The 26,888-nt window shown below is 28.9% G+C and carries 24 protein-coding genes and 1 riboswitch; of the genes, 6 read left to right on the forward strand and 18 right to left on the reverse strand.

From position 1 onward, the window contains the following. Nucleotides 1–226: 226 nt before the first annotated feature. From mscL to B2694_RS13505, 11 genes are all read right to left on the reverse strand, one after another. Nucleotides 227–655 (reverse strand): large conductance mechanosensitive channel protein MscL, encoded by a 429-nt coding sequence (mscL, locus tag B2694_RS13455; protein WP_346886183.1) that lies wholly within the window; start codon nucleotides 653–655, stop codon nucleotides 227–229. 42 nt (nucleotides 656–697) lie between these two features. Continuing rightward, nucleotides 698–883 (reverse strand): hypothetical protein, encoded by a 186-nt coding sequence (locus tag B2694_RS13460; RefSeq protein WP_346886184.1) that lies wholly within the window; start codon nucleotides 881–883, stop codon nucleotides 698–700. 45 nt (nucleotides 884–928) lie between these two features. After that, nucleotides 929–2,692, reverse strand: a complete 1,764-nt coding sequence (locus B2694_RS13465; protein ID WP_346886185.1) for a PAS domain-containing protein — start codon at nucleotides 2,690–2,692, stop codon at nucleotides 929–931. Nucleotides 2,693–2,983: 291 nt separating this feature from the next. Beyond that, on the reverse strand, nucleotides 2,984–4,372 hold the full coding sequence (locus B2694_RS13470; protein WP_346886186.1) for an MATE family efflux transporter: 1,389 nt from the start codon (nucleotides 4,370–4,372) through the stop codon (nucleotides 2,984–2,986). Nucleotides 4,373–4,841: 469 nt separating this feature from the next. Continuing rightward, nucleotides 4,842–5,348 carry a GNAT family N-acetyltransferase gene (locus tag B2694_RS13475; protein WP_035131214.1) on the reverse strand — a complete coding sequence of 169 codons (507 nt, stop codon included), beginning with the start codon at nucleotides 5,346–5,348 and terminating at the stop codon, nucleotides 4,842–4,844. 247 nt (nucleotides 5,349–5,595) lie between these two features. Further along, nucleotides 5,596–6,447: a DMT family transporter gene (locus B2694_RS13480; RefSeq protein ID WP_346847283.1), complete on the reverse strand. Its 852-nt coding sequence runs from the start codon at nucleotides 6,445–6,447 to the stop codon at nucleotides 5,596–5,598. Further along, nucleotides 6,434–7,753: an opine metallophore biosynthesis dehydrogenase gene (locus tag B2694_RS13485; RefSeq protein ID WP_346886187.1), complete on the reverse strand. Its 1,320-nt coding sequence runs from the start codon at nucleotides 7,751–7,753 to the stop codon at nucleotides 6,434–6,436. The genes B2694_RS13480 and B2694_RS13485 overlap by 14 nt, the downstream gene beginning before the upstream one ends. Continuing rightward, entirely contained in the window at nucleotides 7,750–8,529 is a 780-nt protein-coding gene (locus B2694_RS13490) for a nicotianamine synthase family protein (protein WP_346886188.1), read from the reverse strand. The genes B2694_RS13485 and B2694_RS13490 overlap by 4 nt, the downstream gene beginning before the upstream one ends. A gap of 35 nt (nucleotides 8,530–8,564) precedes the next feature. Further along, nucleotides 8,565–9,323, reverse strand: a complete 759-nt coding sequence (locus B2694_RS13495) for an ABC transporter ATP-binding protein (protein WP_346886189.1) — start codon at nucleotides 9,321–9,323, stop codon at nucleotides 8,565–8,567. After that, on the reverse strand, nucleotides 9,323–10,384 hold the full coding sequence (locus B2694_RS13500) for an iron ABC transporter permease (RefSeq protein ID WP_346886190.1): 1,062 nt from the start codon (nucleotides 10,382–10,384) through the stop codon (nucleotides 9,323–9,325). Before B2694_RS13500 ends, B2694_RS13495 begins: the two co-directional genes overlap by 1 nt. 3 nt (nucleotides 10,385–10,387) lie before the next feature. Continuing rightward, entirely contained in the window at nucleotides 10,388–11,521 is a 1,134-nt protein-coding gene (locus B2694_RS13505) for an ABC transporter substrate-binding protein (protein WP_346886191.1), read from the reverse strand. 321 nt (nucleotides 11,522–11,842) lie between these two features. Beyond that, a riboswitch (cobalamin riboswitch) is annotated at nucleotides 11,843–12,028 on the reverse strand. Nucleotides 12,029–12,290: 262 nt separating this feature from the next. Here B2694_RS13505 and B2694_RS13510 point away from each other — a divergent pair. Both B2694_RS13510 and B2694_RS13515 read left to right on the forward strand, forming a co-directional pair. After that, on the forward strand, nucleotides 12,291–13,019 hold the full coding sequence (locus B2694_RS13510) for a DUF421 domain-containing protein (protein ID WP_346886192.1): 729 nt from the start codon (nucleotides 12,291–12,293) through the stop codon (nucleotides 13,017–13,019). Between the two features lie 17 nt (nucleotides 13,020–13,036). After that, entirely contained in the window at nucleotides 13,037–13,765 is a 729-nt protein-coding gene (locus B2694_RS13515) for a DUF421 domain-containing protein (protein WP_346886193.1), read from the forward strand. A gap of 133 nt (nucleotides 13,766–13,898) precedes the next feature. On the opposite strand, the gene B2694_RS13520 is transcribed toward B2694_RS13515, so the two are convergent. Then, nucleotides 13,899–14,846, reverse strand: a complete 948-nt coding sequence (locus B2694_RS13520; protein ID WP_346886194.1) for a metallophosphoesterase family protein — start codon at nucleotides 14,844–14,846, stop codon at nucleotides 13,899–13,901. A gap of 367 nt (nucleotides 14,847–15,213) precedes the next feature. Between B2694_RS13520 and B2694_RS13525 the strand changes: the two genes are divergently transcribed. Further along, the gene (locus tag B2694_RS13525) at nucleotides 15,214–15,342 is read left to right on the forward strand and encodes a hypothetical protein (RefSeq protein WP_346886195.1); all 129 of its coding nucleotides are present in this window, start codon (nucleotides 15,214–15,216) and stop codon (nucleotides 15,340–15,342) included. 219 nt (nucleotides 15,343–15,561) lie between these two features. On the opposite strand, the gene B2694_RS13530 is transcribed toward B2694_RS13525, so the two are convergent. Further along, nucleotides 15,562–16,854 carry a sensor histidine kinase gene (locus tag B2694_RS13530; RefSeq protein ID WP_346886196.1) on the reverse strand — a complete coding sequence of 431 codons (1,293 nt, stop codon included), beginning with the start codon at nucleotides 16,852–16,854 and terminating at the stop codon, nucleotides 15,562–15,564. Continuing rightward, nucleotides 16,851–17,525, reverse strand: coding sequence for a response regulator transcription factor (locus B2694_RS13535; protein WP_346886197.1), 675 nt, complete (start codon nucleotides 17,523–17,525; stop codon nucleotides 16,851–16,853). The genes B2694_RS13530 and B2694_RS13535 overlap by 4 nt, the downstream gene beginning before the upstream one ends. 170 nt (nucleotides 17,526–17,695) lie before the next feature. On the opposite strand from B2694_RS13535, the gene B2694_RS13540 reads away from it, so the two are divergent. Further along, nucleotides 17,696–20,086 (forward strand): ABC transporter ATP-binding protein/permease, encoded by a 2,391-nt coding sequence (locus tag B2694_RS13540; RefSeq protein WP_346886198.1) that lies wholly within the window; start codon nucleotides 17,696–17,698, stop codon nucleotides 20,084–20,086. 252 nt (nucleotides 20,087–20,338) lie between these two features. Beyond that, nucleotides 20,339–20,905: a DUF6143 family protein gene (locus B2694_RS13545; protein ID WP_346847273.1), complete on the forward strand. Its 567-nt coding sequence runs from the start codon at nucleotides 20,339–20,341 to the stop codon at nucleotides 20,903–20,905. 86 nt (nucleotides 20,906–20,991) lie between these two features. Here B2694_RS13545 and B2694_RS13550 read toward each other — a convergent pair whose 3' ends face one another. Genes B2694_RS13550 through B2694_RS13565 form a run of 4 tightly spaced genes read right to left on the reverse strand, consistent with a single transcriptional unit; the run spans nucleotide 20,992 to nucleotide 26,179 of the window. Continuing rightward, entirely contained in the window at nucleotides 20,992–22,383 is a 1,392-nt protein-coding gene (locus tag B2694_RS13550; RefSeq protein WP_346886199.1) for a HAMP domain-containing sensor histidine kinase, read from the reverse strand. Beyond that, nucleotides 22,365–23,051 (reverse strand): response regulator transcription factor, encoded by a 687-nt coding sequence (locus B2694_RS13555; protein WP_346886200.1) that lies wholly within the window; start codon nucleotides 23,049–23,051, stop codon nucleotides 22,365–22,367. Before B2694_RS13555 ends, B2694_RS13550 begins: the two co-directional genes overlap by 19 nt. A gap of 33 nt (nucleotides 23,052–23,084) precedes the next feature. Beyond that, nucleotides 23,085–23,840, reverse strand: coding sequence for an ABC transporter ATP-binding protein (locus tag B2694_RS13560; RefSeq protein ID WP_346886201.1), 756 nt, complete (start codon nucleotides 23,838–23,840; stop codon nucleotides 23,085–23,087). Nucleotides 23,841–23,851: 11 nt separating this feature from the next. Then, nucleotides 23,852–26,179, reverse strand: a complete 2,328-nt coding sequence (locus B2694_RS13565) for an ABC transporter permease (protein WP_346886202.1) — start codon at nucleotides 26,177–26,179, stop codon at nucleotides 23,852–23,854. A 195-nt stretch (nucleotides 26,180–26,374) separates the two neighbouring features. On the opposite strand from B2694_RS13565, the gene B2694_RS13570 reads away from it, so the two are divergent. After that, nucleotides 26,375–26,845 carry a cupin domain-containing protein gene (locus B2694_RS13570; RefSeq protein ID WP_346886203.1) on the forward strand — a complete coding sequence of 157 codons (471 nt, stop codon included), beginning with the start codon at nucleotides 26,375–26,377 and terminating at the stop codon, nucleotides 26,843–26,845. Nucleotides 26,846–26,888: the final 43 nt, after the last annotated feature.

Raw genomic sequence — 26,888 nt, forward strand, 5'->3', positions numbered from 1 at the left:
AATATGTTAAAATCTATTCTTAAGGTCGTTATAGGTATTATAAAATTCACTTTTAATTAAATTTTTTATACTTTTCACTTAAAAACGACCTCCTTTCAATATTTTAACAATTCCATTGTAACATTTTTTAACATACTTGTAAATAGAATTAATTAATTATGTTACATACATAACCAAGCTCTTCTAATTTTATATACTATAAAAACTTTATTAAAACTTATACATCTTATAAGTCAGAAGTACAATGAGGGCATTTTGATGCTTCAATTGAGATTTCTGAAATACAGTAAGGACATTTTTTAGTTATTACAGGTTTTGCTTCTTCCTTGCCTTTAAACCTATCGAGTTGCTTTACCACAATAAATACTACAAATGTCATAATTAAAAAGTCTATAAGTCCAGTTAGAAAAGCTCCATAAGCAACTACTGCCGCTCCAGCTTCCTTTGCAGCAGCTAGAGTTACATATTCTTTTCCATCTAAAGCAATAAACAAATTTGAAAAATCAATTCTACCTACAAAAATACTAATAATAGGCATTATTACTGTCTCAACCAAAGATGTTACAAGCTTAGTAAAAGCTGCACCTATAATCATACCAATTGCTAAATCAATCATATTACCTTTAATCGCAAATTTTTTAAATTCCTTTAACATACTTTTCCTCCTTAAAATAGTAAAAAACTCTACTTGCTATACCTAATAGCCTAAAAGATCTATCATCATAATTACCACAGGATATAACTTGTCCATTATAACATAGATCAACATGTCCAACAGCCCTATTCCATCTAATGTTACATGTATAAATACTTCCATGCCAACATCTTTATTACTACTATTTTTTTCATCTATGACAAAATCATTTAAAAGAAGTTCCAGCATAATATAAATTCTATTATACTGAAACTTCTTTGATATTCTTATTTTTTAATTTCTGCTATTAATTTCTTCTGTGATTTTACTTATAAGCTCTTCAACCTCAAATCCGCCTCTTTCACTAATCATATCTAATGTAGCTATAGATGCCATAGTTTTAAATAATACTGGATTTTTTAGTTTACTAAACTTAGGGGAAAGGTTTAGTAAGAATTCTTTTAGAAATGGATATTTTTTTACTAAGTCACCTATAACAGTTTCCTTTGTTAATCCATATTGATTTTTTATAACCTCACCACTTACCTCATCCTTTTTACTTTCTTGTTTTTCATTAGTCCAAGATAATAATCTCTGACTTCCCTGTAATCCTCTAATGTTTGTTACATCCTGCATCATCTCAAGTACTCCTCTAAAATTACCTTCTTCATCTCTTACTGCATTATAGATTATATAAATAAACTTACCACCGATTTCTAACCAAAACTCTGCCTGATCTTGTTCACCCGCTCTAAACGCTCTAATAATTTCTTCTACCATATGAACACTTTCTCTTGGATGGCAATTTTGCACCTTTCTTCCTATAACTCCTGCACTTCTTGGAAATACTCGATGTTTTGTATCACTATAAAACTTTACAATCTCATTTTCATCTACATAGGATAAATCTACTTGAAGATGTTTAAAAATTAAGTTTATCTGCTTAAGTGTTAACTTTCCTTGGCTTACATCTAACACTTCATTATCTTCTTTATTGAATATTCCATGTTTTTGTAAAACCTTTGCCAAATCCTTCAAAAGTTCATTATTAGACGCATTTTCGTCTTTCTTAACTTCATCTTCTTTGTAATAAGGTGGTTTCTCAATTAGACAATATCCAATTTCATCATCACCTTTTCTCATCTTAATAAAATCTTCATGGTCAAGAAGATCCATTGAAGTTGGATAAAGTATTTCTTCTTCTTTTATCATCATATCCTCAATCATTTCAATTACTTCATTTTGAATATCTAAAAACTTTTCATCTTCATCCCGATCTAAATACTCTTTAGCTTTTTTAATAATATCTTTTATATTATTTTCTAAGGTCCACATTACTTTAGAAGGTTTATCGAAGCCCTTCCCCTCAAGAGCAGGATATAGTTGATTTTGCTTTCTTGAAAAATGTATATTAATTTCTTCTAATTTATCATATACCTCAGACCATTGATTTTTAATAAACTTTTTATTTAACATATTATTAGCTTCAATTAAAACATTTCTTATAGCCTTTACTTCCTCTAAATAGGTTCTAATTGGATGACCTAATTTAACGTCTATTTTATTACTTGTAAGTATTCCATCAAAAATTTGCAGAATTTCATCCATTTTCTCTGCTAATTCATCATCAGTTATACCATATTGCTGAAGATATTGCTCACATATAGCAAATTCTTGAGCTGTTACACTTTTAACTGATGTTATCATTTCTTCTTTTGCTAGTTCTAGAGATATTTCTCCTCTTAAATACTTAAGTTTTATTTCCATGATCTTTTTAATTTTATCATGGTCCATTTCTAAATTATCCTCCATTTGAATTTTTTCTATTTTCTCTTTAGGAGTGAAGTAAACATGAAATTCTTCATTACTTAACTTCTCTACATGTTTATCAAAGCCTTTACCATCCATCATTTTATACATAGGAAAAGGTTCGAAATCTTTAATTACATGTATACCTTCATTTGATTTTAACTCCTTAATTGCTTTAGTAATACAATCTTTAAAAGTCTCATGGTCTCCACGTCCATCAATGGTAATGTAGTTAATTTGCTTTTTCATATATTTTCATCCTCCTCATATTTTATATAAAATTTAAATCTATTATTTAAACTTAAAACTTCTATTTAACATCATATTTTTTCTAATTGATAATGTCTTTCATTTACAATGTATCATTATTTTATTTATAAATCTGTGATTACTATCACAATATTTCTTAATATTATTTAGTTATCTTCAGTATAATAACTGCAATATTTTCAATATCTAAAACTGAATAAAAAAAGATGATTATATCAATTGCACTATTGATATAATCATCTTCTTAAAATCTATTTAATTCATGTACTTTTAATTATGTCCAGCAAAGCCTTTATTTCTCCACTTACCTCTCTTAAAGAAAACTGTAGTTACAATTGCTCCAAGTGTCCAAGAAACAAGTAGTGATATAAATGTAGATTCTGGTCTTCCAGTAGGATAAGCTGCACTACGAGTTAAATATGCAATACCATAAGCAACAGGTACACGTAAAATCACCGTAGTAATTAGAGAAATCCACATAGGTGTCATAGTATCCCCTGCGCCTCTCATTACACCTGATAAACTTTGAGTTACTGCCATAGCAATATAACCCACTGCAAGAATACGCATCATATGCATACTTAAGTCAACTAATTCTGCTGTATCAGTGAAAACACCCATAAGGTATTTACCAAAAATTAAAATTAAAATTGTTATAACAATAGAAACTCCAACAGCAATCATAGTACCATCTTTAGTACCCTTATCAACTCTATCCATTTTTTTAGCACCAATATTTTGACCAGCATAGGTTGTCATTGCATTACCAAAGGTGAAGTTAGGCATCATAGCAAATCCATCTACACGCATAACAATTACATTACATGCTATAACCATTTCTCCAAAACTATTAGTTAGAGATTGTACAACAATCATTGCAATAGAAAATATGGCTTGAGTAAATCCAGATGGCAATCCAAGTTTTATAAGCTTCATAGAATATTCCTTAGCTGGTACAAGCATCTTAAGATTAAAATCAAATGTACTATTCATTCTTGCTAACTTAATAATACAAAGAACTGCTGATATACCTTGAGCAATAATAGTTGCCAAAGCAACTCCTGGTACACCCATTCCAAGTCCTGCAACAAACCAAAGATCAAGGAATACATTTAAAATTGTAGCAATAAGTAAGAATCCAAGAGCAGATATAGAGTCACCAAGTCCTCTAAGCACTCCTGCTAAAATATTGTAATAAGCAAAGCCTGCGATACCTACATAATAAATAACAAGATAATCTGCACACCAATCTATTATAGATGCTGGAGTGTTAAGAAAAGATAACAATGGACGAGTAACAAGAGGCCCTATAACCATTATGATTAGAGATGCTATAGCAGTAAGAGATATGCATACCCCAATGGTATGAGAAAGCTTTTCCCTATCCTTTGCTCCAAAATATTGAGCAACCATGATTCCTGCTCCTGTTGCAATTCCAACAAAAAGTACAAGTAAAAGATTTAATATTGGAGATGCACTACCAACAGCAGCCAGTGCATTGTCACCTACATACTTACCTACAATAATAGAATCCGCGGTGTTATAAAACTGTTGAGCTATATTACCAATAAGCATTGGTAATGAAAATTCTACAATTCGTTTCCATGGTGTCCCCTCAGTCATGTCTTTTGGAGAAAAAAGTTCCGAAAATTTTACCATACATCTACCTCCTGATTAAATTTATAAATTAAACTTCAATTTTTCCTTAATTTAGAGCTAACCATAAATGGTTAGCTCTAAATTTCATTCTTTTATAATTTATTTTTAAAATTTATATAATAAACAGAGTTCTTAGCTTCTTTGAATCTTACCAACTGAATTCTTAATATCGGTATTTTTGATACTTATAAGTCGTTGTCCTTTAGGATAAATCTTTTAAATCCACTGGTCTTTTGAATATTACTTCGATACTCGAATTAATATTAGTGTATAACAATTCTGAATTCTTGTCAATTTTTGTTTTAAATTTAATGTTGTTGTTAAATGATAAAAATTCATTAGTAAAAATTTTATCTACTATAACAATAATTTAATTCTCAACAAAAAAACAACCCTCCCAGTTTATTACCTAAGATGGTTGTCTAAAATTTTTTCTTTATTATTTTATTTACTCTCATATAAAAGATTATTATGCTGCTTTCTTCCAGAATATTTCCTTTGTAATATGATATTCTACTTCTTTTTCAAGTTTTTTTATTTCTCTAAATCCAATTCCCTTTACAAGGTTTTGAGACCTTTTATTATCTTTCTTAATTTTTGCAACAACTTTTTCTGTCCTCATTTCAAAAAATGCAGTTTTTAACGCTTCCATAACTGCATTATGGCCTATACCTTTTCCCCACAGTTCCTTTTCTCCCACAGCTATAACAATTTCAATTGTTTCACCTTTTGGGATAAGTCTTAAAAAACCTATAGTTCCATAGGGATTTTTTATAGTAAAAAATCTACAGTTGTTATTAAATAAATGAGTTAAAATTGGCAGATTTATTCTATCTATAACATTAATTAAGTTCTCTCTAGCCTTATTATCTTCATTTAAATACTTTACAATTTCCTCATCACTAAGCCAATCAGCTATCTTTTCTGCATCAGATCTATATACTTCTGGGCTTAGGACTATACTGTTTATTTCCACAAAGTACAACTCCTTAAACCTATTTAATGCTTGCAAACATATGTTAATTTACTAGTAACTATGATTTATAATACTATTAATCTCAATATAAGTAAAAATCTTAATTGCTGATTAACTAAGTTTAACTTGTTTTTATTGTACTTTCCTTGATTTTCTACAATTTTTCCAATTAGTTTATATTTTCCATTTTTAGCTTTTTAATCCCAGTTAAAGTTATTAAAAGTCTTTTTATTACATTTAATTTCTCCTACTCTAAAGATTTTTGTCTGGATAAAACAATAGATGCTCCAATTATAAGAATTCCTCCTAATATAGAGTATACGGATAAAGATTCTCCAAATAATATCAATCCCCAAGTTGCATTAAATAATATTCCTATATATCTTACTACTTCTACAATTACAGCATTAGTATTTCCAAATGCACCTGTTAAAAATATTTGTGCTAATAAGGAAACAACTCCTAAAATAAACAATAAAACAAATTCTCTAACTGTTGGTACTACAAAATTATTTCTCATTAATATAGCTGCTACTATTGTAGATGCAGCTAAAAAATAAAATACAATTTCATAAGAATGATGTTTTTTAGATTTTGCTAATTTTCTAATAGTTATAGAAGCACTTGCTGATAGGATTGCGCTTAACAATCCAAATATAGCATAAAAAGAATATGTGGAATATCTAAATGGATTTATTATAAGGCTTGCCCCAAATAAAATAATTATAATAAATATCCAAGCATTCTTTGGTAGTCTTTCCTTCAAAAACATTGCGGAAAATATCATTACAAAAACACCTGATAAATGTGCTAATATAGAAGCATCTCCTAACTTCATTGTAGAAATTGCAAAGAAGTATGTTACCATGTAAAGTCCTCCTAGAAGCCCTCTCATTAATAAAAGTGGTTTTCCTTCTTTAGAAAACTTTACATTAGTTCCCTTCATTAATATCAATATTAAAATCACACCAATTATCCCTCTAAAAAAAGCTATTTCATTAGAGGGTATTCTATTACTAACTAACTTTACTAAAACATTCATTATACTAAACGTAAATGAAGATAGTATTGCCAATATTACACCTTTATCTACTCTCATTTAATCGCTCCTTAATTATAATTTTTGCATTGTTTATGCTATGATCTTCAAATACACTATTATTTATATTATTCTCACCCTTATCTTCAATAAATTTATTTAAGTAAATATCAAATAAGTCTAATAAATATTTTGCATTTTCCATGTCTATATTTAAATTTTTTCCTATAGCATATAAAAGCTTGATCTTTTTATAATCTTCAAATGGCATTCTTGGTATATTCCATTTTCCCCTATTATCTTTATAAATTTTTGGATAAGGAATCCTTGAAAACTCAAAGTATCTTCCATTTTTATCTGGTATGGAAAATGGATCAATTAATATTGAGGAATATCTAACATAAAGTAAATATTCTTGTTTTATGCTATCATATTCCATATATTTATCTATATTTTCTCTAGATATAGATTCTTCTAAAACTGGATAATTATCATCGTTTAAAAACTTAAGTAGATTAATAGGTTTAATCCTGAGTTTCATATACACTTGACATATTTCTTTCCATAAAGAACGCATAATAGATATAGTATTCATTGTTATAGGTCCTTCTGGATATAGCTTGTATACATATTTATTTGTTTTATCATAATCAAATACTTGATTTAAACTAACATCATTAATTAAAAAAGCTGGATGTACAAACATAGTTATGTTTCTGCTTTCAACTTCTAATGGATCATTTAATATTTCTGAAATAACTCCAATATCTTTTAGAAAACTTTTTAGAACTTGTACTTTATAGCTATATTCTAATGATGAACCTATATATATCTTTTTTTTCAAAGCTTTTGTTGTTACTTCTATTAATGATTTTGATGATGAATACTTAGTTGCACCGAAATAATTAGACAAAGAAATTATCTCTAATTCCCTTATCTCTCTATTTAAGTAATTAGAAACTACTATACTAGACCCAAACTCTGGTGATACTAAAATAATCGTTTTTACTCTAGTAAGCCTTAGTAAATCTACTTTTTTTAATATGTCCATATAGCAATCACATGGAACACACAATACCATAGTCTCCCAAATATCATCTATATTAGCATGTCCTATATATAATTTTTTTAATTTATAGCTTCCTTCTACTTTAAATAATTCTCTTTTTGATGCTTTCCCCATTATTGTAAAATCATTATTTTTTAATTGTTGTAAAAAAGATATAGTTTTATCACTTTCTCTAGCAACCATACCTATTTCACCCAAAAACCCTTTAGATAAATTAATTGTCATATTCATTGCTACAGGTCCTGAACCTACTATTAATATGTTTCCCAAATTATTATATATATCTTTAAGCATCATACAGATTTCTCCAAAACTATACTTTCATAAATATATTTACTGTCTTTTATTATTGTTTTTTGACAATGTTTCAATATCTTTGTATCCAAAGGGTAATTAAATATACTTTTTAACTCATTTCCATACCTTAAAATAACCTTTGTATCTCCATTGATATTTTCTAATAAAAATTTTGCAATATCTAATTTTTCTTCAACTAAAGAAGCTATAATAATATGAGTAAAGTTGTTTAAATCAAATTTACTTACATCTTGGGATGAAAAGAATATATTTTTGATCCCATACTTATCTGATAATCTTTGAGACAAATCAAGTGCTTCTTTATCAATATCTAAGCATGTCACTTCACAATCAACTTCATTTTTTATAGTAAAAGCTGTTATAGGCATAGCTCCAGAGCCAATAAATAGAATCCTTGATTTGGTATTTATTTCAAACTCCAGTATTTCATTTTGCACAGCAAGATTTAATTCATCAGAATACTTGAATGAATCCACACTACCACTTAATATGCTATGAGCTTGAAACTTTTCAACCCATCCTAGGGCATTTGAAGTAGAGTTTCTAATTTCTCTAACCAGAGAATCATACGTTTCTTCTGATAAATATTTCTTCCATTTTAAATTATTTGAATTATCTAGTATAAAATCACATACGTAATCAAGTTTATCTTTTAAGACTGAAAAACATTCATTATGCTCTTTGCATAAGTTCATAATTTCTTTAATATCTATGTTTAACAACTTTAAATTTAATAAAAATTTATGTTTATTCATGCCCTCTCACCTCAAAATTTTATTTTTACTATTATTTAGCTACATGTAATAGGGGTAACTGTAAAATAACCTTTCTTCGTGCAACAAACTTCTACATCTACCTTATAAACTTCTTTCAATAATGATGGTTGTAATACTTCCTCTGGTTTTCCTTCCTTCATCACATATCCTTTGTCAAATAATACTATTTTGTCACTATATCTAGTTGACAAAGCTAAGTCATGAATTACAATTATAGTAATAGCATTATTTTCTGTAGTATACTCTCTTGCTAGATCTAAAACTTGTAGCTGATGTCTTATATCTAATGCGCTGGTTGGTTCATCTAATAGTAGTATTTTGGGCTTTGAAACTAAGGTTTGTGCCATAATCACTAATTGTTTTTCTCCTCCACTTAAACTAGAAAATTTATTATAACTTAGATGACTTAAATTTATTTTTCTCAATATTTTATTTGTTTCTTCTAGTTTATCCTTAGAAATTTTCCACTTTAAATCCTTCATATGTCCAAGCAATACCATTTCAAATACAGTTAAGCTAGAACTACTATTACTCATCTGCGGAACATAGCCCACTTTTTCCATTGATATTTTGTCCTTATTATTTCCATTCATATATATATGACCTCCATAGTTAACCATATTAGATATAGCTTTTATAAAGGTTGTCTTTCCTGTACCATTAGGACCAATAATTGAAGTTATTTCACCTTGGTTAAAAGTAGAAGTAATATCTCTTAATACCTCTTTATTTTTATATTTAACTGAAACCTTATCTGCTGTAATAAAACTCATTACTCTGCCCCCTTAGATAGTAATAAAAAAAGTAAAAAAGGTACTCCCACAATAGATGTAACAATGCCTATAGGTATTAATGCACCTGGTTTTATTACTTTAGATATTATAGAAGCTACAACCATGATTAATGCTCCAAATATAGCTGAAACTGGAGATAAATATCTTTGATCTTCTCCAACGGATAACCTTGCAAAATGCGGAGAAATTAATCCTATAAATCCAATAGGACCTATAAAGGAAACAGCTCCTGTAGTTAACAAAGTTGATATTAAAAATACCCTTAACTTTAATTTGTCTACATTTATTCCAAGACTTCTTGCTCTTTCTTCTCCGGCAGATAAGGCTGTTATTTTCCATACTATAGTTGTAGTTAGTAAGAAACATAAAAGAAAAATACTTGCAGTAATAAATACCCCAATCCAAGTAGATTTCAATAAACTTCCAAACATCCAAAATACAATTTGTTGTGATACTTCTGGTGCTGCCATATACTGAACTAAAGATTGTAGTGCCTGAAATAGAAAATGAATAACAATACCCGTTAACACCATTGTTATAGACTTCATCCCCTTACTTTTACCTATAAAATATATACATAAACTAGATATAAATGAAAAAGCAAATGCCATTAAAGGTATAGAAATCCATCCTATGTTTCCAATAGTAATTCCTGTGACAATAGCAAGAGAAGCTCCAAAGCCAGCTGCTGATGAAATACCTAAAGTATATGGACTAGCTAATGGATTACTAAGTATAGTTTGCATATGAGATCCTGCCAATCCCAATGAAGCTCCCACAAATATACATGTTAATGTCATTGGAAGTCTTATAGACCACATAACAGCTGAATTTATATTTTCTTTAGTAGGTCCTTGTATTAAAGTCCGTATTACCTCTGATAAAGACATCCCGGAGGGTCCAACAATTAAATCTAAAATAGAAAATACAAGTAATGCTATAATTGTAATAGCAAATAAAATAAATCTTTTTTTATTTATGTTCTTATATACATCCTCTCCCTCATTTAAACCCTCCAATACTTTTATTTTATTAGTCATTGACTATTCCCCCTTTATCATAAAAGTACCTGCTGGTTTTACTGGTAAATATTTTTCATAAAATTCATTTAGATTTTTCATTGGATCTACATCTTTAAACTTTTCTGGATGAATTGCCTTTGCAGCATATTGAAGATATACATAATCATAAAGAGTTCTAAGTCCGCTATGATCAAAACCATATACTTCTTTATTTTTTACCGCATTTAGATTGTTCCAACCTGGTCTTTTTAAATACATATTCATTGTTTCTACAGCTCTATCCGCATTTACATTGAATCCCATCTCAAATCTTTGTTTTCCCTTATCTTGAGAATTAGTCTGTCCTGAGAACATTATAATATCAGGATTGCTGGAGATAACGTATTCAGGATTTAGTGGACCATATTCTTCAACTTTCTCTTCAGCAATATTTTTACATTTTGCAGTTTTAAGTATATTTCCCCATAAAGAGTTTCCATAAGAATTTCCATAGGTATCTGGACCTTGACTTGCAAGTTCAAAATAAACAGATTTAAGCTCATCTTCTGGTATATCTTTTACTCTATCTTCAACATTTTTTATATGACTTTTATAATTTTCAACAAGTTCCTTTGCTCTTTCTTCTTTTCCTAATAATTTTCCAAGTATTTCTGTACTTTTTACATGCTTATCTAGAGTAAAAGAATTGTAGTCAACTACTGCTACAGGAATCCCAAGACTTTTTATTGTATTAATCCCATCCCCTAGTTTTTTTTCCTGATAAGGTGCAAGAATTACTAAATCTGGTTTTGACTCAATTAGTTTCTCCATACTGAAACTATCTAAGTAAATAGAGCCTGTATCAATACACCCTTCTAAATTAGGAATTATTTCTGCATACTTACTCCACATTGCATTCATTAAATCCTTTGTTTCTCCTTTTGACATAGCAACAATTCTATCTAGTTTAAAATCCCCAGACACTGCAAGATAATTTTCTATATAAAATCCTAAAAATATTTTTTCTGCTGGCCTATTTAAAGTAACTACATCACCATTTATGTCTTCTACTTCTATAACAGTACTTTCTTCTGAGTTTTTTTCCTTTTCCTGTGAGCATCCTGTTAGCCCTACTATCATTATTAAAGATACCATTATACTAACTAATTTTTTCATAAAAAATCACTCCTCTTACTTTCTATAATACAATTTGGTTTTCATATAAAAAACTTTAGCCTCCTTCCTTCTTTACTTCTATTATGATTTATCATCTGTCAAATGATAATGAATATCAATTTCACAAAAATATAGTATCATACTTGAAATTGATTATCAATACAAAATTGGTAAAAAATATATAAATATAAATAGTAAAAATAAAAAAAGTCCTATTTCTAGGACTTTAAGCACACATATACACAGAATAAAAAAATGTATACTAAAATATACATTTGATATCTATTAATAATCTTTGCCGCTTTAATTTCCCACCGAAATTGCAAACTTTATTTTATGGTAGGTCTCCTGACTTATAGCTTCAAACCTAATTCTCTTTGCCTTCCCATGAATTATTTTCATAGTGACTTTTAAAGAGTTTCGTAGCTATTACAGTAGCGGGGGCTGTTGAGGATTCTAACCTCATTCCCTGTTATTGCGTATGCAACCATAAAACACAATATGTAATTTTATATCTATATAATACATATAATTATATATTTTGTCAAATAATTTGAATTATTTTTCATAATAATATTAAACTATTATATGTTAACTTCAATTAATATTTCATTTTTATAACTTTTATTTAATAAAATATTTCTAACCCTAATCTATAAAAAGGTATTATACTTTTTAAATTTAGAATCACCATAAAAATTAAGTAATATTAGATTTGTAATTGGGAATATTAATATTTGTGTAAAGTTATTGAAGGAGATGAGATTATATGGATCTATTTAATGAGTTATTAATAGTGACCGGCAGAATAACAACCATTTTACCTTTATTACTATTTGTGGTTTTGCATATGGGAAAACGTTCTATTGGTGAACTACCTATCTTTGATTTTTTAGTTATTATAATCTTAGCCTCAGTTGTAGGTGCAGATATTGCCGATCCCGCTGTACCCCATATACATACTGCTGTAGCCATAGTATTACTTGGTACTTTTCAACGAATCGTTTCAAAAATTATAATTAAGCAAAGAAAATTAGGTCATATTATTACTTTCGAGCCTACTATAATTATTCAAGACGGGCAATTTTTAGTAGAAAATCTCACAAAACAAAGATATTCCATAGATAATGTCCTTCAGCTGTTAAGAGAAAAAAATATTTTTGATATCACTAGTATACATTTGGCCATTATTGAAGCTAACGGTAAGCTATCTATATTAAAACAATCCAATAAAGTACCAGTTACACTAGAAGATTTAGATTTAACCAATTCCCACCATACTATATCCTATCCTGTTATCTTAGATGGCAAGGTATATGAAGACGTTCTAAAAAAATTGAACTTAAATAAACTTTGGCTTCATGAACAACTATTAAACAGTAACATTAATAATACTAAAGAAGTATTCTTTGCATCTGTTAATGATAACAAGGAACTTCACATATCATTAAAGTCATTTATGAAAGATAAATCAAATTTTGCACCTATTTATCACTAAAAAGGAGAATAGTATTTATGGAAATATTTAAGGATTTTTATATACTTTTAGGTAGGATAATAACCATATTACCTCTTATGGTTATTATTACATTAATTATGGGAAAACGCTCCATAGCGGAACTTCCAGTCTTTGATTTTTTAGTCATAGTAATTCTAGGTGCAGTTGTTGGTGCTGACATTGCAGATCCGGAGATTAGACACATACATACTGCCGTGGCCATTGTTCTTATCGGTATCTTTCATGTAGTAGTCTCTAAACTTAAAATAAAGTGGAGAAAGTTCGGACATATAATTACTTTTGAACCTACCATCGTTATCCTAGAAGGCAAATTTATAGTAAAAAATCTAAAAAAGATACGCTACTCTATTGATAATATTCTACAGATGCTAAGAGAAAAAGATATTTTTGATATTAATGATGTACACTTAGGAATTATAGAACCAAATGGAAATATTTCTGTATTAAAAAAAATTAATAAAACAGAAGTAACTGTCGAGGATCTTAACTTGACTAAAAATACATCCACATTATCCTATCCTGTGATAATCGAAGGAGTAGTATATAAGGATGTTTTAGCAAAATTAAACCTTACTGAAGATTGGCTTAAAAAACAGCTTGACAATATTGGGGTAAAAAATACTAAGGAAATATTCTTTGCTTCTGTAAATACAAACAAAGAATTTTATGCTTCACTTAATAGCTTTAATGAGACTAATGAAAATTTGCCTCCAATTTATAATTAGTATATACATATAAAAATACACACATTTATGGTGTGTATTTTTATAAACTATATATAGTTTGTATTCTTCATAAAAGTATAAAATTCAAATTTACCTTACCTATTCTTTAGTATTTTGTTGTAATATTAAAAATTTATATATTAAATTCATCAATTATGTGGCCCTCAAGAGATATTGCTGTTATTGTAAGATTATCTCCATATACATCCACTATTACATAGTGATAGACCGGTGTTGGGGGAACAACAATGCCTATATTATCCTCAAAAACATCTCTTAAAGGTGCACCCGCACCGCCTGTGACAATCTGGTTAATTGCTCTTTCAAATGTATATTCATCAGTACTGAAGGAACTATCTATCACCCTTCTAGAATAATTGTGTTCATGACCAGCGAAAAATAAATCTATATTATTTTTGTCAACTATACTCCAAAATTTATCTCTTTGTTCTGGAAATCTATTTAATGCAGATTCAATATGGTGTCCCGTTGGAAATGCTGGGGAATGTACAAAAACTAATTTCCGCATTCCTGGTTCACTTGAAACCCTTTCAAACCATTGAATCTGTCTCCCTTTTATCTGATTACTCTCACCTGGATGGAAAGAATTCAAAACTATGAGTCGTATATTCCCAATATCTACATAGTATGCTGTGCGATTATATCCTTCCAAAAATTCATCTGCTTGAAACTCTGAAAAAACCTCTGCGAATATTTTCTCCCTACTATCATCCTCAGGCTCACTACTTACTTCGTGGTTTCCCACAGTAGGAAGCAGAATCTCAATGGGATAGTAATCAGAAAAAACATCTTTGAACTTTTGTAGCTGTCCTATAAGCTTATTATCTTTTCTACTTCCCGATACAAGATCACCTGGAAATATAATATAATCGGGCTGTGGATACAAATCTATAATTTCTTCTAAAATGTTTCTAAATACTTCTTCATTTATTCCCCCTTCTTTTCCCCTTGAGTCAGCCATAACAATAAAGCGATAATCTGGATGATCAGTTCTCCTTAACTTCCTTGTTCTTATATTACGTTCTTCCCCACTATATGGGTTTCTTATAAATATTGACAACTCTCATCAACCTTTCCTATTTGTTAATACAAATCTATTTATGTTATAGAGTTTTAGCAACCTTTGATATTTCATATCCCCTTCCTTTACCTATTGATATAATATTAAATAAATAATAACTAATACCACCTTCATTATATTTATATGTTCAGGAAAATATTTACTTTAATTTTATTATATGATACAATCCTAACTTTGATAATATTTGTTATCTTATATTTAACTCCAAATATCATAGAAAAGGGTATGCTACTGAAAGTGTAAAAGCTATTATGAAATATGCTTTGAGAATCTAGGTACAAGACGTATAATTGCTAATTGTGATCCTCAAAACATATCGTCTTGGAAACTGCTTGAAGATGTAAATATGAGAAGAGAAGGACACCTTCTCCAAAATATCTATTTCTTTGAGGATGAAAATGGTAATCCTCTCTGGAAAGACACCTATGAATATGGGATGCTTGTAGATGAATGGAAGACCATAAATATGAAGTAAAGTGTCATTACCAACTTTATTTCACAGGTGCAGTAAAGTCTAAAGTAAAGGAGCTATCCCACTAAAAAATTAGTGCGACAGCCCCTTATATCTTTATATAGTTCAATAAAGGTGTAAAATTTTTATTGCAACTATAACTCTTTTCTTTCCTCATTTTTCATATCTACTCTTCCCAAAATTTTAAATCTCTAAATGGGAATATCCTATTTATTAAGAATATTATTTTTTAGGTAGTCCTATTGTGAAAGTCGTACCATAATTAAGCTTACTCCTAACCTTTATTTCACCATGACATAATTCAATTATTCGTTTTACAAGTGATAATCCTAATCCATTTCCCTTGCTTAAATGGGATTTATCACCTTGATAGAACTTATCAAAAATATGTCTTTGAGTTTCTTCATTCATTCCAACACCATTATCTGAAACCTTAATAACTATTTTATCCTTCAAATCCATTAATTTGATACCAATAGTTCCACTCTTCTCTGTAAATTTAATGGCATTTCCTATTATATTTAGCCATACCTGCTGCAATAAATCCTCATTTCCTATAATACTGACTTTATCTAGGTCTATATCTAAGTCAATTCCCTTTTCACTCCACTCTGGTTCCATTATAAGAATTGCACACCTAATCTGTTCATCTAATGCAAACTCTGCTTTTCCAGTAATAACCTCTTGATTTTCAAGCTTTGAAAGCTTTAATATATTTGAAGTTAACTTAGAAAGCCTTGATGATTCACTAATAATAATATCTGTAAATTCACTTCTCTCATCATCATTTAAGTTTTTATCTTGAATTAACTTTGCAAAGCCTTGTATAGATGCGATGGGTGTTTTTATCTCGTGGGAAACGTTACTAACAAAATCATTTCTTAAGGTTTCTATACTACTAAGCTCATGAACCATCTTGTTAAAATTTTTTGCTAATAATGCAAATTCATAATCCTTAGGAATACCTATTTTAACACTAAAGTTTCCCTTCGCTACCTCTTCAGTAGCTTTACTTAAAGTTCTTATTGGCCTTAAGATTCGCTTTGATGCTATACCTGATATTATGGTAGCTATTAGAGTAGATATAATTAAGGATGTGGTAGTTAGAAAAAATGTACGTATATGCACACTTTTTTCATTAAATGAATTAACTATTTTTATATACCTATCATCTACCTTTAATATAGTATTAATAATAGGAAGTCTTTTGGTTTTAATCTGTAAAAATTCTCTCTCATGAAGCTTATCAGTAGTTCCAGCATACTCATGCAAATCTTTGATAAGTATTACTTCATATCTATCATTATTACTTAACTCTATAATTTTATTTAAAGTAAAATCTGTATTATCATATAATTCTAATATAGTATCTACTACTTTCCTTTGGGCATTTTTTGATTCTTTCTCTATATTTCCACTAAACATTAATGCAGATATTATAAGGGAACAAATTCCTGATACAATCATCATCAATAGAAGAATTACAACAAACTTAACTCTTAGATTTTTTCTCATATCTTCTTAACCGCCTTATATCCAAGACCACGTACTGTAACAATCTCAAATTCTGTACAACTATCATATCTTTCTCTCAATCTTTTTATATGAACATCTACAGTACGCTCATCCACTTCATTATCCATACCCCATATTTCATCTAATAACTGTCTTCGTGTAAATATAACATTAGGATAAGATAATAATTTAAATAATAAATAAAATTCTTTTTTAGGAAGGGTAACACTGTCCCCATGTCGACTTACAGATATTGAATCATAATCTAAAATAATATCACCTATAGATAGTCTATGTTCATTAGATATCTTAGCTCTTCTAAGAAGTGCTCCAACTCTTAATATCATTTCATTTATATCAATAGGTTTTACCATATAATCGTCTACGCCAACATTAAATCCTTTTCTCTTATCTTCAAACATTTCCTTAGCTGTAACCATAAGTATTGGCATATTATATCCTGAGTCTCTCAAAGCTTTCACTAAATTGTAACCATCTAACTTAGGCATCATTATATCAGATATTACTAAATCAATATGCTCTTTATCCATAATATCAAGAGCTATTTCTCCATCTTCTGCCATTAATGAGTTATATCCATTTTGTTTTAAGGTTGCAGATATAAGTTTTCTTAAATTTTTATCATCCTCCACAACAAGTATATTAAACAATATTATCACCTCAATTTATTATGTTACTTTATATAATAATTATTTTATGTTAATTAAATATGAACTTTACAAATAAAAAAGAAATAAAAATATACTTTTAGACCATAATTCATATTAGGTTCATATTACGATTCTACAATTAGAAAAGTTAATCGTAAAGGAGGAGCATAATGTTACAATTAAAAAACATATTTAAAAGTTATACTACAGGCGAATTTACTCAAGTTGCATTAGATGGAATAAGCCTAAAATTTAGAAAATCTGAATTTGTTGCAATTCTTGGACCAAGTGGCTCTGGAAAAACAACATGTTTAAATGTTATAGGTGGTCTTGACCAATATGATGAAGGTGATTTAATTATCAATGGTAAATCCACAAAAAATTTTAAAGACTCAGATTGGGATGCCTATAGAAATAATAGTGTTGGATTTATTTTTCAAAGTTATAACCTAATTTCTCACTTAAGTATAGTAGATAATGTAGAAATGGGAATGACCCTTAGTGGAGTTTCAAATACAGAGAAGCACAAGAAAGCTCTTGAGGTATTAGAAAAGGTTGGCCTAAAGGACCATGTTCACAAAAAACCAAACCAACTATCAGGAGGACAAATGCAAAGAGTTGCTATAGCTCGAGCTCTAGCTAATGACCCTGATATAATTTTAGCAGATGAACCTACTGGAGCTTTAGACACTCATACAAGCATTCAGATTATGGAGCTTATTAAAGAAATTTCAAAGGATAAACTTGTTGTTATGGTAACTCATAATCCAGAGTTAGCTAATGAATATGCTGATAGAATTGTTGAATTTAGAGATGGTGAGATAAAATCTGATAGCAATCCATTTTATGATGACTTAGATACTTCTGATTATAAACTTAAGAAAACAAGTATGAGTTTCTTTACTGCTTTAAAACTATCTGGCAAAAACATATCTACAAAGAAATGGAGAACAGCACTTACTGCTTTTGCCTCAAGTATAGGTATAATTGGTATTGCCTTAATACTTTCATTATCAAATGGATTCGATAAACAAATTGGAGAATTTGAAAATAGTACATTATCTGGCTTTCCAATAATGATTAATCAAAAAACCGCCGAGGTTGATATGGATGCAATGAGAGAGCAACATAAAGAAGCAGTGAGTAATTCCGTAAATGAAAATCAATTTCCAGATGTTGATTACATTTATCCTTATGACCCTAGTGAAAATAGTATTGAACACACAAATGTATTTACCGATGAATACATAGAGTATATTGAAAATATTGATCCAGCTCTGCTCTCTGGAATGTCCTATACAAGACTTGTTAATATGAATCTTTTAAAATCTGATGGAAAAACTGCAACTCCAGTAAATACATCTCTAATTAACTTTTCATCATATCCCAATAGTCTAAATTTAGATACTAAAGGATACCTTGAAAGCAATTATGATTTATTAGCTGGGTCATATCCTAAAGAAAAAACGGATCTTGTTCTTATTGTCGATAGCTATAACAGACTTGACAACTCTATGCTAGAAGCTTTGGGTATAGATTCTAAATCAGATACTGTAAGTTTTAATGATATTATAAACAAGGAATTTAAATTAGCTTTAAATGATGATTACTACAAACAGATAGGCAATATATTTACAATAAAAGGTACTCCAGACAATCTTATAGATATTTATAATAACGACAATGCTATTACTCTTAAAATTGCTGGTATAGTTCGTTCTAGCAAAAATTCAAAGCTAGAAATTCTTTCACCTGGACTTTCATATTCAGATGAATTATCACAATATTTTATTGATAATGCTAAAAACTCTGAAATTGTTAAAGCACAGCAAGATGCTAATTATAATGTATTAACTGGAAAGCCTTTTGGAGATGCCACTGCTGGAACTAGTATGCCTACTAATCCAATGGCTGCAATGTCACCAATGGGAGGAGCTAGTAGTAGTACTCCTAATGTTACTAAAGATGACGTACTTTCTCAATTAGGTGCTACTTCTACCCCATTTGCTATCACCCTTTACCCTAAAGATTTTACTACCAAGGATAGGGTACTTAATTACTTAAATTCATGGAATGATGGAAATGCTGTTGAAGACTCTATAATATATACAGATTTAGCAGCTACATTCACAAAATTATCTGGTGGTATTATGGATTCAATAACCCTTGTTTTAATTGCCTTTGCCGCAATATCACTTGTTGTATCCCTTATTATGATTGGGATAATAACATACATTTCTGTATTAGAAAGAACAAAGGAAATTGGTGTGTTGAGAGCATTAGGTGCAAGAAAGAAAGATATAACCCGTGTATTCAATGCTGAAACATTCATAATAGGTTCTTGTTCAGGATTACTTGGAATATTAATATCATACTTATTAACATTTCCAATAAATAGTGTTCTTAAGAATTTAACAGACCTTGAAGGTGTAGCAAAACTTAATCCAGTTCATGCTATAATACTTATAATTATAAGTGTTTCTTTAACATTGCTGGGTGGTGCTATTCCAGCAAAAATGGCTGCAAGAAAAAATCCTGTAGAATCATTACGTACAGAATAATATATAAATTTAATGTTACATACTCCTTATTTTAAAGAGTATGTAACATTTTTATTTCCTATAGCTATCTAGAATTTAATACTTAAACTTTATATTAAACACTATCTTAAATTCTCAGATATACTAAATTTTCAACTCCTTGTACACCCCTTATATCCGTACAACATATATTAACAGTATACAGATTAATTCTTATACCTTATGTATGGAGAATATGAAAAATCTATACTTTTAATAGGAGATATTATGAAAATGGAAAACACAAAAAATTGTAATGACTCTATAATCTTACCTAATCCAATAACTCAAGTAGCTAGTATGCCATATCCTCTATATCTTTCACTTCAAGGAAAATATTTTGTAGGCTATGCAGATGAGTTAAATTTTGGAAGAGGTAAAAGTGCATGGGCAGGATTAGTAAATCCTTATTATTCAGGAGTTAATCTACACGTATATGTTTGGACTGTCACAAATATTGGAGAATCACCAATAAGAGCTCAAATATGGTTTAATTCAAATCCACCTGGATGCCCAGAGATATCAGAATTAGTTACTCCAGCTAATACAGCTCTTTGTCCATTACCAAAGCCACGAATTAGGTTGCTTAAAGCAAGCAATGTTATAGGAGAACCTAAAGGTGGAGTTAAGGCATTTGTTAGAAGAGCCCTTCCAGAAGTTACAATTGCCGATGAAGAAGTAGGTAAATTTATTTTTCCTCCTGGAGGATCATTTATTATTTTCTTATCCAATCCAGAAACGCCAAATGAACTTGCTCAAGGTAGAGTCGCATTTGGATGGTGGGAAGAAAAGATAAAGTAAATCCTACTAACAATTAAATTAAAAGATAAAAAAGAGGCTGTTGCACAATAGAAAATAATTTCTAGGTGTGACAGCACCTTTATTAATTATATTTTAAGTATAGTAAAACTAATAGTAGTTCCAGATTCTAAAGAAGATGAACACTTTATATTTCCTCCATGACTCTCTACTATATACTTAGATATAGAAAGACCAAGCCCTGAACCTGATATATTAGTGTTTCTATACTTTTCACCTCTATAAAACTTATTAAAAACAAATGGTATATCATCAATGCTAATTCCACTACCAAAATCCTTAATATTTACAGTGATTTTATCTATCTCATCATCTACCCATATCTCAATTTTTTCTCCTGCTCTAGAGTATTTTATTGAATTTGTAATAATATTATTTATAACTTGATTTATTCTTATTATATCTATAAAAATCAAAGCCCTTGGCAATTGTCCCTTAACATCTAATTTCATATTATGAGTAGCTATATCAATAGATAAATCCCCTAAAACTTCCTTAAAATAATCATCAGAGTATATTTCTGTTCTTTCAATTGACATTTCATTCAACTCTGTTTTCGATTGTTCTAATATATCATCTATTAATTTTGAAAGTTCCTTAGATTTCTTCATTATAATGTTTGAATATCTTTTTATACCATCTTCATCCTTCACAATTCCATCTCTTATTCCTTCAACATACCCTGAGATGGATGAAAGAGGAGTTTTTAAATCATGTGAAATACAGGCTAATAATTCTTTTTCATTTCTTTTGAACTTTTCTTCCTTTTCTTTTGAGTCTATTATTTCATCTCTCATAGCTTCAAAATCATGACAAAACTCTCCAATTTCTCCATGGTAATCATAGTTTATTTTACACTTATAACTTCCATTTAATATAGCTTTTGCACTACTATGAAGTTCCTTAATAGGTTTTATTATATCAACTTTTACAAACTTATTTATCATAATAGCTAATATAACTATAAAAAATAAAAGTATCCACAGGGGTATAAATTTCTCATTTTTGCTTTCCTTTTTTAATATATTCTGTGGTATATCTATAATTATAATCCCTTCTTGAACATCATTATTAACTAAAGGTATACTGTATCTAATTAATCCATTCTTTCTATTGTGAAAGGCATTATCATAACCTATTTCATTTTCAAGATTTATCTTTTCTCCTTTATTAAAATCATCTATGGAAGAAAAGATAGCCTCCCCTTTTAAATTTATAACTGTATAATTATAAAAATCATTTTCCATGTAATAGTTATTTTCTTTAAACATTTCTTTAATCAATTCTCTTTGATTTGATGTTTCTATTCTTAATAAATTAGACTTATCTTCTTTTTTAATATCTTCCTTTAAAACTAGGAAAGAATATATCACGGATAATATAGCAAATAGACATATTAACCCTGCAAATATGTCTATTTTTTTATTGAGGTAATTATTACTTACTCTATTATTTCCCACTTATATCCTACTCCCCATATTGTCTTTATCGACTTTTCACCGTATCCTCCAAGCTTCTCTCTTAACCTTTTAACGTACACAGCTATAGTATTTTCATCCATATATTCACTGTAACCCCATACACTTTCATATACCTGAGACTTTGAAAACACTTGGGAAGGATTAGAAGTGAAAAAATCTAATATTTGAAACTCCTTAGAAGTTAGTGGTATTTCCTTATTATTTAGTAAAGCTTTATATGCCTTAGAGTCTACTATTAAATCACCAAATTGTTTTACATCTGATAGTGTATCACTAGAAAATGAAGTATACCTTCTTATATGAGCTTTCACCCTTGCTACTAATTCCATTGGAGAAAAAGGTTTTGTCATATAGTCATCTGCTCCTACCCCTAATGTTAGTATCTTATCCATCTCTCCACTTTTAGCTGATAGCATAAGTATTGGCATTTTCGATATCGTCCTTATTCTTTTACAAACTTCAACGCCATCTAAAAGTGGGAGCATAATATCTAAAATAATGAGCTTTATCATAGGATCATTAGCCAGTTCCACACCTTTTAACCCATCACTAGCTATCAATACCTGAAATCCATCTATCTCTAAATAATCTTTTATTAAGTTTCCTAAATCATTATCATCTTCGATTACCAAGATTTTATTATGCATTTTACTCACCCCCACTTCAATTATATCATTATTTTACCAGCCCCTACTTTTTATAAATTCAAATATCTTTTTTTCTCTACTATCTGAATCTTTTTCACTATATCTTCCAAGAGATAACTCACCATCAATTCTTCCATCCTTCAAATAAATCAATCTACTTGCTCTAGAAGCTGCCTTTAAATCATGGGTTACCATTACTATGGATTGTCCCTCTTCATTTAATTCTGTAAGAATATCCAATACCCTGGCTCCCGTTGAAGAATTAAGTGCTCCTGTTGGCTCATCTCCAAAAATTATCTTAGGATTGTTAATTAATGCTCTAGCAATTGCAACTCTTTGCTGTTGTCCTCCTGATATTTCTGAAGGATATTTATTCTCAATATCTTTCAGCTCTAATCTATTTAATAATTCATCTGTTTTTTTATTTACGCTCTTCTTATCTTTATTGTTTAGATAACCACAATAAGTTATATTTTCTCTTATAGTTAAATCATAAAGCAAGTTTATACTTTGAAAAACAAAGGATATATCTTTATTTCTAATACTTGCAGCTTCTTTTTCATCTATATTTGATATATCCTTTCCTAAAAGTTCAACACTACCTGCGCTTGGGATATCCATTGTACTAATGGAGTATAATAGCGTAGATTTTCCAGAACCTGAGCTACCCATTATTACAGTAAAATCACTTTCATATATATCTAAATTAATATTTTTTAATACATTGTTTGATGTTTTTCCTAAAATAAACGATTTACATAATCCACTGGCTTTAATAATACTTTCCATCTCTTCTCCCCCTACTCTTCCATAAGCTCCACTGTAGATATTTTTCTTATACTAAACATTGATATTATTGTTGCACCAATAGTTAATATTTCAATAAAAACTATTGTACTTATAACTTTACTATTTGAAATCATTAAACCATCTATTCCCATCATTGCAAATTTAAATACACTTCTAGATATAGTAGCATTTAAAATAAATCCAGCTAAAGATGAAATACCTGTAAGCAGCATAATTCTATATAAAGTTCTCTTTAAAATATAAATATTTGAAAATCCTAAGGATTTTATAATTGCATTATTTCTTCTATTATCAGTATTGTTCATAATTATAAGATTTACTATATTTAAGATACTAAATAGTAATATCCCTAAAAGAATAATTGTAGTAACTGGTATAGCTATCTCAATAACTGACTTACTTGTTGTAGCAATTAAACTTGGACATGTATCTATAGAACATACTTCATATTTATCTTTATACTCATTTTTAAATACCTCATAATCATTTTTATCTTTTAAAGTAATATTAATGTTTAAGTTATTAAGGTTATTTCTAATCTCCCTAGGCACTACATCTAAAGTCATTCTCATATTGTAGTTATTTGACATCATTCCTATATATTTACCAGTGATAAGTAATGATCTCTCTTCTCCTAATATTTTAATATCTATATAATCACCAATATCTAAATTTGCATCTTTTAGCATTTGTTGTGACAATGCAATTTCATTTTTATTTTTAGGATTTCTCCCCTCTTTAATCGATACATTAAACCCATAATTATTATCATAGTTATCATATAAATAAGTAACAACTTGTGCATTTTTTATATTGTATCTTGATACATCTAAATAAGCGATCTTTCCTACATCAAATGAGCACTCTCTTACTCCTAAGACCCTCGGATCACTCTTAATTTCTTCTAAAGCCTTATCATATGACTCCTCTCCACTTGGAAAGTCTAAGGTAACATCTCCCTGAAGTAATCCAAACATATTCCATGCATTATCTTTCATATTAATCATTGAGTAATTTACACTAACTAAAAATACTGAAAGGTATATTACAAGGGATAATACTGTTCCTATAATTAGATTTTGCTTTTTATATTTAAAAATATCATTTATAGCCATGGACAGTGGTGATGAAGCATCTTTAATAATTGACTTCTTAAATTTCTCTTTAGATGAAGTCACTCCTATTCTAAATGCCTCAACAGGCTTTATTTTATTTATTCTTCTAAGTAAAAGATAAATATTAGATATTAAAACAAAACTCATTAATATTATTGTTAAAAATATAAAGTTAAAATTACTTATGCCACCTTCATATATTCCAATATATTTAATAGATATCTTTACTAAATAATTAATATACCAAATACTAAAGAAACTTCCAGCTGTTATTGCAATGATTCCCACTATTCCAAAACTTTTTAAATATATATTACGTATCTGGTTTGAGGTAAATCCCAATGATTTATATACGCCTATAGATTTATACTCCTTTAAAATGTTGTTCCATAATACGAACCTTATTATTACAATAGATACAATAAATATTAATATAGCTGTACTTAATCCAACTGCGCTTGTAATTTGACTTCCAGCATTTGCTGCAAATATTGTAATCCACTTATCATATATAACTCCATCAATTGAATCACCTATATAAGAAATTAATTCAGATGTTGCATCGTTTCCTTCTTTAGATGAATCATAACCAATATATTCAGATTTAATAGGTTCATTAAAGTCATCATAATCATTACTACTTATATATAAATTATTATAGCCCACAACAGAACTTGGAACTACTGAATCGTTTACTAAAGCTGATATAGTTAAATATTTGTATTCATCACCATCTTTTATCTTTAACTTATCTCCTATTTTTAAATTCTTAGAATCAGCTAAAAGATTTGAAACCCAAATAGTACCTTTACTTGGAGTCGTTACTTTTTCTCCTTCTGTTATAACTACATCCCATGGATGAGCTTTCATCCCTTCATAAATTATTAAATTTGCCATTCCCAAATCAAGGTTTTCATCCCCTAAAAATACTTGTCTATCTACTGTTAAACCCTTTGTTTTTCTAATATCTTTTTCATTAGTTTCTTCTTCCATAATAAAACTTTCAACTTTTGAAATAACACCCTCATTATATGTCTGAACTACAATATCCTTTATATTTTCTCCTTCATAATAATCATTAGTATATTTTGAAACTGTACTTGTAAAGCTCGTAGATAGTGCAAATATAGATGAAGATACCATTAAAATAATTGCTATTAAAATTAATTGTAATTTTTTTTGTTTAATTTTCTTTTTCCACATCATCATCCCTCCATACTTTTATATTACTAATTAAATTTTAATATATTTATTTCAAATTCTTAATGAATTCTTACATTTTTCTAAATTGATTATATACTAAGGAATTCCATCAATAATGCTATAATTAATTTATATTGCTCCAACAAATCATTAAGTTTTTGGTATAATAGATTTATTATACTTAGGAGGTACAGCATGAAACCAGCACAATATTATATAGAAAGATTAGACATGACACCCCATGTAGAAGGAGGATACTTCAAACAATCAGTACTATCAGAAGATTTCTTTAGAGAAGATAAAAAATTATTTAGTAGCATATATTTCTTGCTTGAAACAGGAGATGTGTCTCATTTTCACAGATTAACTTCTGATGAAATGTGGTATTACCACGATGGGCAACCTCTGACTATATATATGATCACACCAGAGGGTGAGCTTATAACTAAGCAATTAGGATTAGATGTAGAAAAAGGAGAGGTTCCACAAGTTTTAGTTCCTAAGGGGTATATATTTGGTTCTTCTATGAATAATGATGGATTTGCTTTAGTTGGATGTATGGTAGCACCTGCCTTTACTTTTGATGATTTTGAATTATTTGAGAGAAGAGACCTTTTAAATATGTATCCAAATCTAGAAGATATAATAAAAAAGTTAACTAGATAAACCTTATTCCTGATATTAGCTGAGCCTGTGAAAAAAAGTCTGT

The sequence above is a fragment of the Clostridium sp. UBA4395 genome (assembly GCF_002390995.1).
GTDB lineage: Bacteria > Bacillota > Clostridia > Clostridiales > Clostridiaceae > Clostridium_J > Clostridium_J sulfidigenes.